Origin of the sequence: Campylobacter helveticus (assembly GCF_002080395.1) — a bacterium.
GTDB lineage: Bacteria > Campylobacterota > Campylobacteria > Campylobacterales > Campylobacteraceae > Campylobacter_D > Campylobacter_D helveticus.
The window spans coordinates 1-13,233 of the sequence record NZ_CP020479.1 but is presented as its reverse complement, the minus strand read 5'-3'; the positions used below and the strand labels follow the sequence as shown (position 1 = coordinate 13,233).

The window sequence follows — 13,233 nt, the reverse complement described above, 5'->3', positions numbered from 1 at the left end:
ATCATATTTTTAAATTGACGGCTCTTTGTGTTTTCAAATTTGAAATTTTCAAGTCATTTAAAAGAGCTTCCTAAGGTGAGAAGAATATGAAACATTGAAAAATTAAATTGCTTGTTTTTTCAAAATACTCTCTACACTTTTTATTCTTATTTTATCACTATGGACTTTAAGTTTTTCAGTAATTTTAAAACCATTTTGAATATGTGCTATGAAAACATTTAAACCATTAATTCTAGCACATTTAAGTGCAGGAAGCATATCACTATCTTTACAAAAAACTAAAATGCTATCAACAAGCTTATTGTAGGCGATATGTGAAATATCAAGTCCTAAGAGCATATCAACTTGTTTTTGATTAATAATCAATCTATTGCTATCATCTTTTCCTTGAAGTTTTAATTCTCCTAATCTTAACGCAAAATATTCTTCAAAAGATATATCTTTAATAAACTTTTGGATAGTATCTGTAATCTTACTCATTTTTTCACATTGCTCTTTATTGATTTGCATATATTCTTCCAACCATTTCAAGTTGTTATCTTTTTGCCTAATTGTTAAATCAAGAGGTCGAGCCGTATAAAAGAAAATTCTATATAATTTTTCATCTTCCTCTACAAAAGATTTAATGAGGTTAGCAACTTGTTTTGCATTATTGTAATCAAATTTTTCTTTAAATTCTTCGTGTTTTCTTTGAATGTTTTCAATATCTTTTCGTAGATTTTCCCAGTCAACAAAGACCGCAATTTTCAATTTGTATCCTTATTAAGCATAAAAAAAGGCTGTTTTAATCCCCTAACCATATCGGATTAAATATATGGTATTTTGGGGGGGATTAAAACAACCCTTAGCTGTTTCGTAATTATATTGCTATAACATAAAAATTACCTTAATATGTGTAATAATGAGAGAATTTTTAAAATTCTTTTCTACAATTTTGATAATATTGATAAATGATAGACAATGTAAAATGTGAAAACATAACAAAAAACAAATCTTACACGCTTTAACTCTTACTAAAAAAGAGCAGAAAAACTTGCATCACAAACCTTATTACCTTCTCTTTATCTTTCTTCTCAATCTTTTATAGTGATGATTTTTATGACGCAAATGGCTTTTATATTCACTCAGCCTTACTTGCAAGTTTTGCATCTCTTTACTTAGTTTTATTCTTTTGTTTTGAAAGGTTTCAAGCATTTTTCTTAATTCTTTGCTTGCTTGTTCTAGTGTATCTAAAAGTGTGTCTTCATAAGGCGTAATTTTACTTTTTCTTTTTCTTTCATAATAATCAAGTGCCGTGTTTAAATCCTGCGTTCTTGCTTTTGGATTTTCTTTATAGTAAGGCATAAAGTCTTTTTTGCTTAAAGCACTCTCAACACTACTTTCATAAGAAAATTCTACTAAGGTATGAGCGATAATGCTTTCAGCCCTAGCACACTCTAAACCTACAAATTGAAAATGAGGCGAGTTTATCTCTCTATCTTGCAAGTGAAGCTCTAAAATGCCCTCAATGTTATTTTGCTTCAGTCTAGTTTGTAAAAGTGCTAAGAGTTTATCAAGCTCTTCTCTATCCATAGGCACAGCTCTAGCCCATACATTAGCTGTTTGAATATGCCCTTTTTCTTTGAGATAAGATAAAAGCTCACTCTTTAAAGCCTTTTCGCCCGTAAGGATAATGGAGCTATCTTTTCTTTTATAAAAGACTTCTCTCATTTTTTGTAAAAAATAGTTTTTATCTTTCTCATTATCTATTAAAACAAGAGCATCTTCAAGCTCTCTTAGAAAACTTTTAGAGTTTGAACTTCTTGCAGTTTGGAGCATAGTTAGGCTTTGTAAATATCGCCTCTAGAATCAGCTCTATAAACATAAATGATTAAAAGTCTATTTTCCATAAGCTCGTATAAAATACGATATTTGCCAAGTCTTAATCTATAATGCTTATCTTTACCCTGAAGCTTTTTAATGTCAAAGGCGTTTTCATAAGGGTTTTGAGCTAGAATTTCTAAAGTATTTAGGATTTTAGGAGCTAAATTATTATGTTTAGCTAAAAATTTATCAAATTCTTTGCTTGTTCGCACTTCATATTTCACAAATACTTCCTTTTAAGCTCATCTAAACTTACACTTTCACCATTTTCTAAATCCTTTAAAGCTCTTTTGTAGGCTTTTTCGTCTTCTTTTGTCCATAAGGTGTCAGGGTCTATATTTGAGCTTATTTCAAAAGGAATTTTACCTGTTTTAAGCACCTTTTGAGCGAAGATTCTAAAAGCTGTTCCTAAATCAAGCCCCATATCTTTAAGCAAGGACTCTAATACTTCTTTATCTTCGCTTTCCATTCTAAATTGAATAAGTGAAGTCATTTTTATTCCTTTTGTATGTATTTGTATGATTATATCATAAATTTAAATGTTTTATATCTTGTTTGAACTAGAATTCTAACAAAGAGATACTATATTTAAATTCTTGATAAAATTCATACAAATCTTAGGATTTCTTAATCTTGGGCGATGCTGTGTTTGATGTAGGAATTCATCATCTTTTCCTAATTCTACTAGCGTAAGCATTCGCAGACTCCTGCTCGGCATTCTTCTCTAGCTTTTCTTTATATTCAAGGTTTTCATTCATCTCATCGAGTTTCAATTTTATTTCTTCAAATGCCTCATTTAAAACATAAAGAATTCTTTGCTCTATTTCATCTTTGTTTTTATCATCTAGGATATAATCATTTATATCAACATAACTTCTTGCATAATGCTCTAATTTTTCCAAATAAGCTTTTGTGTCAAATTTCATTGTTTTTCCTTTATATGATAATATATTATAACTTAGCTACCTCAATATATCCTCTAGTTCTCTATTTAAATGGTTTTTTATTTGAAATAGAACAATTAATTGTTAATAATCTTCATCATCTTTTCCTTAGTTTGTGAGTGCGAGTATTTGTAGTTTGCAAATTTAGATTTTCATCATTAAAATCTTGTTGTAAAAGCTCATCACAAATTTGTAAAATTATTTTTTTGATACTATTAAAAAAATGAAAATTCTTAATTTGATGAAACACCTCAGGGTTTAAAAATCGGCTCATCTCTACTAAAAAATCATTTTCTAGCATAGGATTATTTAATTCTTCTTTTCTTTTTTCTAAAGCTTCTTTAAAATTATTGCAAGAATAATCTTTTATTTTTAATTTAACAAGTTCATTATTGATTTTAATGCCTTGATTAATAAGCCATTCTATATCCCACAAATCTCTAAATTTCAAATAAGGTCTTTGAGAAAGAGCAATGATTTTATCCGCTAAAATCTCTTCTTTACTCTCTACTTGGACAAAAATCCTTTTGCTTATCAAAGCTTCATAATTATTTGCTATTGCTTCAAAGCTATTATCATGGCTTGGTATATTAGCGATTTCTATATTAATTTTTGATTTTTTATGTCTATTAGGTAGATAAACTCTCGCACTCCATCTTTGCACTCTTTTCTCTTCTTCTTTAGGCTCATAAATTTCTGCTTCTAATTCATATTTTTTAAGAATTTTCTCACTAAAAATAGCTTTGAAATAGTCCATAAATTCCCTATGAAACACTTCATCTTTATGCACAACAAAGTCTAAATCCTCGCTATATCTATTGTTTTTATAGCAAAGCCTTAAAGCAGTTCCACCTTGAAAAACTAAGGTTTTTTGTATATCGCTAATATTAAAAAGGCTTTCTAAAATTTCATAGTGCATTAGCTCTTTAAAAATCGTATCTTTTAAATTTCTAGGGTAATTTTGTTCTATAAATTTTTCAATATTCACCTCTATCCTTTCTAAGCTGTTCCTCATATAAATCTACACTTCTATTATGCCTATAAATATCACTAATCGCTCTTTGAGTCTTTGCCACATAAACGCCTCTTTCTTTATCATAATAACACTCATCAAGCAAAGTGCTTAAAGGCATTTTCGTATAAACAAATTCTATCAAACCATAAGGTGTGTTAAAAAGCTGGGTTCTATTTTTAGAGATAAAGGTTAAGCGATTAGGAATTTGAGAAATTAAACCCTCCTCACTTAAGAGACTTTCTAAACTTAAATAAAAACTTGTCTTATCTCTTAACTGTGAAGCAATATGCTCTAGGGCAAAATAGGGTTTATTTTTCGCTCTTTTATTTGCATATAAACCTCTAGCTAATCTTTCAATCAGTCCTTTTTGGGTAAATTTGCTTAAAGCTATTTTTACATTTTGTGTATGGAAAGTTCTAAAATAAGCACAAACGAAATTTATATCAAAGCTCCAAGTCTCTTTTGAATCTAAAAAATCTAGCATTTTAATCATTTGCATTTGTGTCATCGTAAAAACTCTACATAAAATATATTTATAAGTATATTTTATGTTAAACAATATTAATATAACCTTAATAATAGCCTTTCACTCTCACCTCAATATATCCTTAGCCCTATTTGCTTTAGTGATATTTTCTTGATTAGCTAAAAGAGTTGTAACCTTAGTGTTTAAACTATCTTCTTTATTAAACTCTTTAAATTTGATTTCTACATTTTCTGAAGAAAAGATATGCTCTTTAAGCTCGTCTGCTTTTTGCTCTGTGCTTTTATTCTCACAAAGCCTGTTTTCTTTTGGCTCTGCTTCCTTGTTAATTAACAACTCGGCATCAAATTTACCCTTTTCATTTAAGAGCTTAGGATATTGTGGTAAGAGCTGAGAGATTTCTTTACTATCCATATCTATCTTAATGCCTTGTTTTCTTAATTTATTTCTTATGCTAAAAATCTCATTGATATTTTTTTCATCTTTTTTAAGAGTCTCAAGCAATATCTTTCTTGGATAATGATTAATAGTATTTTTACTAAGATATTCCTCTTTAATTTTAAGTTCAGCCTCAGTATTTTTTAAAAAGGTGCTTGTTTTATTTAGATTTTCATTTGCCTTTTTAAAATTGTTTTTAATCCTTTCTAATAAACCATCAATTTCAGGAAAACTATGAAATAAAAAGCTTTGTGTTGCTTTAAAGATTAAATTGCTTGGCTTTAAGCTTTGCCCTGTATCAAATCTTAATTCTCCCTCATAAATAAATTTATTATCCAAGCCAAAGTATCCTTTTAAGATAAGGCTAACTCCATTAGCTTTTAAGATAGCGAATTCCTTTTGGGCTTCAGGTTTTAAAAAGATTTCTTTAATCTTTGTGTTGATTTGTTCTTTTTGAATTTGATGCGCCTTTTTAAGAGCTTCGTTTTTGTCTTTTTTAGCTTCTGCTTTTTTATTTATTTTCATATCAAAAGCTTCTATAATGTAATTTTCCTTTTCGAAGTCTTTGTTATGCACCATTTCTCTTAAAGCCTCTTGTTCTCTTGTAAGATAAGTTTTTCTTTCAATGAGTTCTTCTTTAGCTCTTTCATTTGAAAGTATGCTCTTTTTATAACTTTCATAATATCTTTGTTCGCTTTTTAGCATAGTTGTAATTTTATGTTTTTCTAAGATGAAGGGATTACCCGTAGCATAAGCTTTCATTTCAGTCACACTAGCGATTTCACTATCGATTGAGTCAAATTCTCTTATGCCTTTTGAAAAATCACATTTTTTAAGTTGAGCTAAAGGCTTTAATTTTTGCTCATTGATTTGAAACATACGACTATCATAGGTTTGCTCCGTAGCATAACGGTAATGTGCCACGCAAAAGTTTTTATCTTTTTCAAAAAATTCATTACCCTGCCTTATTACTCTTCCTTGCCTTTGTTCTAAATCGCAAGGTCGCCACGGACAATCAAGCTCGTGTAAAGCTACAACTTTCTTTTGCACATTAGTTCCTGCTCCCATTTTAGCAGTAGAACCTATTAATACTCTAATAGTTCCTGCATTGACCTTATCAAACAAATCTTGTTTTTGCTTATCTGTGGAAGCATCACCTATAAAAGCGATTTCTTCTTGCTTAATGCCAAGTCTAACAAGCTTTTTAAGGATATCCGCATATACATCAAAGCTATTTCCACTTAGCTCAAGCAATTCTTCTATATCGTATCTTTTAATCAGCTTTGGTTTTTTAAGCTTATTGCCATCTTCATCTTCGTATTGATACTGTGCGTAGTAATTTTCTTCTTTGTCTTCATCGTATTCTAAGATTAAATTTAATTCTTCTTTTAATTGCTCTAAGCTTTTAAAGCTTGATTTTTCTTCTTTGTTTAAGTCTATCTTGCTAGAATGAAGTTTGCTTACTCCCATATCGCAAAAGATGAGTTGGGTATTATTTTTATAATTTGTATCTTTATAGTGGTGAAGCACAAGCTCACACATTTTATTAACTTTACTATCCTCATAATCCTGCGCTAAATGATTAATTAATCTAAAATCAAGTGCCGCTTTTCTAGCATCAGAGGTGCATTTAAGCATATTGTTATTTCTTACATCTTCTCTTAAATTATCCATCCTATAAATTATACTTCCCTTATTATATTCACCCTTTTCGTTTTCTATGCCAATATATGAAGCAATATCCTCACTTCTTGGAGCAATGACATTAATCACCTTGCCGTCTTTTAAATTTGGTGTTAATTTTCCTGTATATTTTTCTACATCTTCAATGCTCACTACATCAGCATTTTGCATATAGGTTGCCATCAATTCAGGTGCATTGACAAATTTGCTAAGACGAGAAACGATTTTATAATTTATCCCACTACTATCAAGCTCTTCACTCTCTACAATTTCCGTAAAGGTTTTTTGCCAATTATCAAAGTGGCTTAATCCTAAGCTTTCTAGCACCTCAGGCTGAAGATATTTTTGCATTACAAAAAACTCAGCTATGGAGTTTGAAACAGGTGTGCCTGTTAAAAAATAAAGCTTATGATTGTTCTCATGCAAGAATTTACTCACGCAATACATCTTCATCGCTTTAGCTGAGTCTGTGGTGCTAAGTCCTTTAATGCCGTCTTGATTCGTGCTAATGAGTAGATTTTTAAAATGGTGAGCCTCATCAACCATCACTAAGTCAAAGCCTAAATCCTCAAAAGCTAATTCATCATCATATTTTTTGCCATTTGCTTTGCGTTCTAGCTTTTTTTCTAATTTGTTAATCTTTCTTTCTATGGCTTCTTCGAGTTTTTTATTTAGCTTTTTAAGTTCTTTAGCACTTAAATCTTGTCCTTTAATGTTTTCTTCGTGGAGCTTTCTTAAAGAATCTCTTAAATCATCGATATAATCATAATACACCCCTCTTTCATAGCTTTGTAAGACATTTAAATTCTCAAAGGTGCTATGCTTCATTATAACGGCTTCATAGTCTCCATACTTAATGCGGTGTAAAAATTCCTTTCTAGCTTTTTTATTATTAATCTTATCACCCACTAAAATCTTAGCATTAGGATAAGCCTCTTTAAGCTCTGCTTCCCATTGATTAGTAAGATGATTAGGCACTAAGATAAGGGCTTTTTTAACCAAGTTCATTCTAAGTTGTTCCATCACTATGCAAGTTCCAGCTAAGGTTTTACCCGCTCCTACTTGATGGTCTAGTAAAAGAGTGTTTTGCAATATGCCTTTAAAGGCGACACTTTTTTGATGTTCTCTTAAGCTTTTATTCGTTGAAAGAGTAGGGGAATTAAAAAACTTTGCATAAGAGTTTTTATTTAAGTTATACACATTGATTTTTTCATTATAATCTTTTTCAATCTTGTCTCTATGAATTTTGTGATTTAGCAAATAGCTTTCAAAAAGATTAAGAAGCTCTTCTTTTTTCTCTAGAGCTATTTTTGTGGGGATACTCTCACTCACTTTAATTTTTCTAATCTTACCATTGCTATCTAGTGTGCCATTTGGGTCATCTTCGTGGTGAAAGACTTCAAGGCTTTTATTATTTAGCACTCTTTGTAAAAATTCTTTTGGAGTGAAGTAAATTTCATTAAACTCATCATAGATGGTGAAATTAGAGGCGATTTCACTTAAATCACTAAGCTGTGCTTCTTTAAAATCTACTACGATTTCTCCTTTATCATTTAAATCCTCGTTTTGGGCTAAAAAGTCCTTGATATAATAAGCTCCGTCTATTAAAGCAAATCTTACATAGGCATCTTTATCAAAGAAATTTTCTTCAATAAAGTTCTCATAAATTTCAAGCGCGATGAAATTTGAGCCGAAATTAATATGTATATCTTCATAATTAACATAAGCTGGAAAAACCTTTTCAAGCTCATTTAAAACTTCATTTAAAGGCAGGGATAAGCCCGTGAAGCTTTGATTATTTTGTATCATAGTTTCAATGGTTTTATATTTTTGCTTGACATTGCCACTTAAAAAGGTTTCGGCTAGTTCATACTTGCCTTGATATGTTTTTTCAAATTCAATTTTTAATCCTTGCTTTTCTAAGCTATGAAAGATAAGTCTTTTTTCTAAAAGCGTGTAAAGGATTTGCTCTAGGTCTTTACTTGGTAAATAGCTTTGTAGCGTATTTAAATCAATTTTGCCTGTCTCACTTAAAGTTTTCATCAAGGCTTCTTCTTCATTACTTGCTAAGGTTCTTACTAAAGGCTTATTAATTCTTTGATAAAAAAGCGAAACGGGTTCGTAGTTTTTGTTTTCTTTGATTTCTAAGGCTAAAAGCTCATAAGAGCTAAGTTTATCCAAGAAAAGTATGTCTTTAAAGCTATGCTTTAAAACCTTGCCATTTTTATCTTTAACCTTATTGTTTGATTGATTAAGGCTTTTAATTTTTGCAAGTTTTAAAATTTCATTTCTCAAATTTAATAATTCTCGCTTTTGATTGCTTAGTATTTCATTGCTTTCTTTGCCATCATCTAATTCTTGCTCTGCTTTTAAATGAATTTTTAATTTGTCTCTAAACTCACAAAGTAAGCTTGCAATTTTTAATTCTTCTTCATTTAAATAGCTTTTATAGGTGAAATTCTTTTTTCCCTCACTTAAAATTAAACTAGGTTCAATAAGATATTTTTTCTCAAGGGGTAAGCTATCCTCAAAAAAGGCTTCGTAGTGAAAATTATCTTCTAATTTAATGTAAAGCTTATCATTTCTTAAAAAGGTATTACCATTTTTAATCCTATGAAAATTATCATCCTGCTCTTCCACTAAGCTTAAGCTTGTATCCTCATAGGCAGGATTATCTTTAAAGGCATTAATTTCAGCACTTCTTACAATAGCTTCTTTTAAGTCTTGCTCGATTTCTTTATTTTTCACACTTAAACAAACTCCGTGTTGATTCGTTCCAAGCTCTAAACTTCCTAAAACATTTTGCACACCTTGCTCAAAATAGACCCTACTATAATGAGGGCTATCTTGCACAGTATAATCATAAGGCTTGGGAGCTTGTGTGAAATTTTCTTTTATTCTTTGTGCTTTATAATTAAGCTCATTATCCTTAAAATCTCTTTTTGCATAAAAAATTAAATCGCTTATGACTTCAGTATGTTTAAAGGCTTCGCTACTTAAGCGGTAACTATCCACTAAAGTCCCCATACTGCTTAAAATTTGTCTGTGTTTATCCTCTTTATTATCTAAAAAGTGAGAACTTATCACAAAGCTTAAAAGTCCGTTTTCTTTAAGAAGTTCGGCGGATTTAATTGCAAAATAATTATGCAAACTTTGATTGTGTCCTGCACTACTTACATCCCAAACGCTTTCATTAGCATAAGGGGGATTACCCACGACTAAGTCAAATTCTTTTTTAAAACTCACTTCTTCTAAGCCCTTATTGTGTATAACAACGCTTGGGTGTAAAAACTTAGCTATCATTGCACTCAAAGTATCTTTTTCCACAGCTTCAAATTCAAAATTAGCAGGGGCAAGAGACATAAAGCGACCTGTGCCACAGCTTGGCTCTAAAACCTTAATCTTTTCATTTTTACTCACGCCTAATTTAAATAATCTTTCATACATCGCTTTAATAATAAAGCTTGGTGTATAAAAAGCAGTGGAGCAAGAAGACCTTAATTCTTTAAAATGTGTGCTTCCTACTAGTTTTAATAAAGCTTCTTTGTCCTCTTTGTATTTTTCATCATAGAACAAATCTTTTAATCCACCATAGCCACTAAATTTAGCTAAAGTCTCTTGCTCTTTTTTAGTAGCAATGAATCTATTATCATTAAGGATAGTTTGAGTTAGAGACAAAGCTTCATAATTAGCTTTAATTCTTTCTTTTTTGCCTAAGTTAAAATCAATCTGCCCTTTATAATCCTCTGCTTCAAGCTTTTTTAAAAGCTGATATTTTTCAAAAGTTTTAAAACTTGTTTCTTCAAATTCTACGATAAGCTCATCGTTTTTAGGCTCTGTTTCGCTTTGTTGTGCAAGTTCTTTAGTTTCATTTTCAGTAGTGATAAAAGTATCATCATTTACATTATGCTCTCTACTTTGCTCTTGTGATGAAGCTTCATTAGAAACACTTTCTTGTTCTAATCTTTCATCATCTTCCCCAAATACTCTTGCAAGTTCATTTTTAAAAGCCTTTGCAAAGGAAGTTAAAGAATTTTTATCAAGTCCCTCATCTTTTGGAGTGATGATTTCTATTTTATCAGTGATTTTTTCTTCTAAGAAACTTCCTTGTAAAGACTCGTTATTTGAGTTTGCAGACTCTCTTCGCTCATTTGCATTAAGAGAGGGTTTTGAAAGTTCTCGTAATTCAGTCTTACTTTGTGAAAGGTTTTGATTTGGGGTGTTTTCTTTAGAAGTAAGGCTAGTTGATACTCCATCATCATTAGATGAAAGAAGCTGTTCATCTTCTTTTCTAGTCCCACTTTCTTCTGTTCTAAGGCTTGATTGTGTAGCGATAGAATTTGCTTCATCATTAAACTTGCTAAACTCTCGTTCTTTATCTTCTCTATCAAATTCTGCTCTTTCGTTGAAAGTTTGATAAGGCTCATTAGATGAAGTTGAAAACTCTTTGGAAATAGGGCTTTGAAGTCCTGCAAGTTTTTGAGAGCTTTGCTGTGTTTGAGTGGGAGTTTCATTACTTTGAAATTCCTCTTTACTTCCCACTCCAAATATTCCCTCAACTCCTCCATTACTTTCGTTATCGTTGCTTCTTGGTGATTTATCATTTCCTCTTCCAAGCTTTCTATTAAATCGCTCAAGTTCTCCAACTTGGAATTCATTTCCTCCATTAATTCCTCTTGCTTCTCCAGCAATATCTCTTCTTCCTCGCTCTCCTCCTGCGTTTCTTGAAGCTCTTGTTCTAAAATCTGCATCCTCGCTTCCTTGTCCTCTTCTATCATTTCTAAGGCTTTGTTTAATTGCGTGAGAATTTGACTTGGCATTTGAAGTTTTAAAGTTCTTTCCAAATAATTCAAGGCTTTTTCGTATATCTCGCTCAACAAGGACTTTTGTAAGTGAGGACTGAAATAAAGCATCAATTCTAGTTCTAAGTCTTTGAGTGCTGTATCTTTTAAAATGAGTCTTAGATTGTAAGCTTGTTCTGTGAGAAAATTCGCCAAATTTGTTCTCTTGTTTAGACTCTTGAGTGTCTCTAGAATTTGCGTTTTTTCTTTCTTGGCTAGTTCTGTCATTTTCTCTAGTTTTTCTTGCGGGTATTGATGATAGTTGATAGCTAAGTCCATTTGGGAGTTTAGATTGTCCAGCTTGATTTCTAAATCTTGTATCAATATCTTGTTCTTGGGAGTGATTTGCTTGTAGAAATTCTGCATTTGTTTTAGGCTCATTTGTGGAACTTTGTAAAGCAGAATGTTTTTCATCTTGTCTAGTTTCATTTGAATGTGATTTGCTTGTTGAGATAGAGTTTGAGCTATGAGTAGATTCCTCACTTCTATCATTTGGTCGTATTGAAACTCGCTCATTTCCTCTATCCTCTTTGCTTCTAGGGAATTGATAAGCCCTGTCTTCATTAAGGCTTGTAACATTGCTTTCTCCTTGTGTTTTTAAATTAATTTTATCATTTAAAGATGTCTCTTTTGTAATAGAGTTTTGCTCTTTGATAAATTCTAAAAGGTTTTTAAAATCATTAAAGCCGTATTCTTTAATGAAATCTTCGTAATCATAAGTGATAAAATCATCATTATTTTTATCTTTGATACAAAAACTAATTCGGTTAAGTTCATTAGTGATGAAAATTAAAGGTGGCTTGGTGCTTTGAATTAAAGAATCAAACTCAGGGTGTTCGCCTATATCAGTGTGGTAATCATTTGTAAGGATTAAAGAGAGGATATGAGCTTTAAGGGGATTAGTTTGATTTGATGATTTGGTAGAATCTTGGATATTTTTAGCTTTAGTTTCTAAAACACTTAACAAGTCATTACTGATTTCAGTGATAGTGGCTATGTGGGATAGTTTTTTAGAATTAGATAGTATCAACAAAGTTTGCATTTTTATTCTCTTTAATGATTTTATTTTTTAAGAGCAATTGTAGAGAAAAAGAGGTGGGAAAAAATAAAAGGGGGCTTAAGAATTTTGAATTATTATAATGTAATTGTAATATTACAATAATATACTAACAAGAACAAATAGAGCAATACAAACAAGTGGAAAGCATAATGAAATAATTGTAGAATATTTACTCAGTGAGCTATTATTTAAAACAACATATAAAAAAAATATCGGAGCAAACAAAAATCCAACGAAAAAATAAAGCATAATAAAAATAAATCTAACCAAACAAAAACTCCACTTTTAAACTCTAATTCCCAAATTCTACTAAAACAAAAATTAAAAAAATATAAAATATAACCTATTTTAGTTATATTAAGAATACAACAAACCTTAAACTATAAACTTAAAGATAATAAATTTTTATGAAAATTAGATAAAAGAACGATTTTTCCATACTCTAAAAGCATTTATTAAATATATAACTAAAAATTATTATAAATAAGTTAAAATTAAGCGTTAATCATAATATTTTTTAATTATATATAAGTTTCAAATCCTTATTACATAGTATTTTAAAGATAATCATATGAAAACTTAAATAAAAAATTAAAATTTGCTTAATTTTTCTTAAAAATAGCTAAACAATAATCCCTGTCGTTATAAATTTTCATCGCTATCATTATAATTCTTAATCATACTTGTTAAGTTTAAGAAACAGTAAAACTATGTAATAATAGGACTTTAAAAGAAATTTTGCGCAATACTTTTCCCTTTAATGTTATTCATACACATTTTTATTCAAAATTCAATTTTTAAACAAAATAAATTTAAAACTTAAAAGTAAGATAAAAGTATAAAATTTCTTGAGAAGATAAATTAATTAGAAACATTAATTATAACTGCACTAACTCATAAAATAA

Annotated in this window: 8 protein-coding genes; all 8 read right to left on the bottom strand. The window is 30.1% G+C overall.

What is annotated here, in order from left to right; all coding sequences use genetic code 11:
• Positions 1-102 precede the first annotated feature (102 nt).
• Positions 103-750: an NYN domain-containing protein gene (locus CHELV3228_RS09330; protein ID WP_082200800.1), complete on the bottom strand. Its 648-nt coding sequence runs from the start codon at positions 748-750 to the stop codon at positions 103-105.
• 300 nt (positions 751-1,050) lie between these two features.
• Positions 1,051-1,818: a hypothetical protein gene (locus CHELV3228_RS10395; RefSeq protein ID WP_174900353.1), complete on the bottom strand. Its 768-nt coding sequence runs from the start codon at positions 1,816-1,818 to the stop codon at positions 1,051-1,053.
• Between the two features lie 2 nt (positions 1,819-1,820).
• Positions 1,821-2,087, bottom strand: coding sequence for a type II toxin-antitoxin system RelE family toxin (locus CHELV3228_RS09320; protein WP_082200799.1), 267 nt, complete (start codon positions 2,085-2,087; stop codon positions 1,821-1,823).
• On the bottom strand, positions 2,084-2,356 hold the full coding sequence (locus tag CHELV3228_RS09315) for a type II toxin-antitoxin system RelB/DinJ family antitoxin (RefSeq protein ID WP_082200798.1): 273 nt from the start codon (positions 2,354-2,356) through the stop codon (positions 2,084-2,086). Before CHELV3228_RS09315 ends, CHELV3228_RS09320 begins: the two co-directional genes overlap by 4 nt.
• Positions 2,357-2,528: 172 nt before the next feature.
• Entirely contained in the window at positions 2,529-2,789 is a 261-nt protein-coding gene (locus CHELV3228_RS09310) for a hypothetical protein (RefSeq protein WP_082200797.1), read from the bottom strand.
• A gap of 115 nt (positions 2,790-2,904) precedes the next feature.
• Positions 2,905-3,795, bottom strand: coding sequence for a nucleotidyl transferase AbiEii/AbiGii toxin family protein (locus CHELV3228_RS09305; protein ID WP_159445021.1), 891 nt, complete (start codon positions 3,793-3,795; stop codon positions 2,905-2,907).
• Positions 3,785-4,330, bottom strand: coding sequence for a type IV toxin-antitoxin system AbiEi family antitoxin (gene abiEi / locus CHELV3228_RS09300; protein WP_139021722.1), 546 nt, complete (start codon positions 4,328-4,330; stop codon positions 3,785-3,787). The genes CHELV3228_RS09305 and abiEi overlap by 11 nt, the downstream gene beginning before the upstream one ends.
• A gap of 84 nt (positions 4,331-4,414) precedes the next feature.
• A complete protein-coding gene (locus CHELV3228_RS09295; RefSeq protein ID WP_082200794.1) occupies positions 4,415-12,310 on the bottom strand; it encodes an Eco57I restriction-modification methylase domain-containing protein in 7,896 nt (2,631 codons plus the stop codon).
• Between the last annotated feature and the right edge of the window lie 923 nt (positions 12,311-13,233).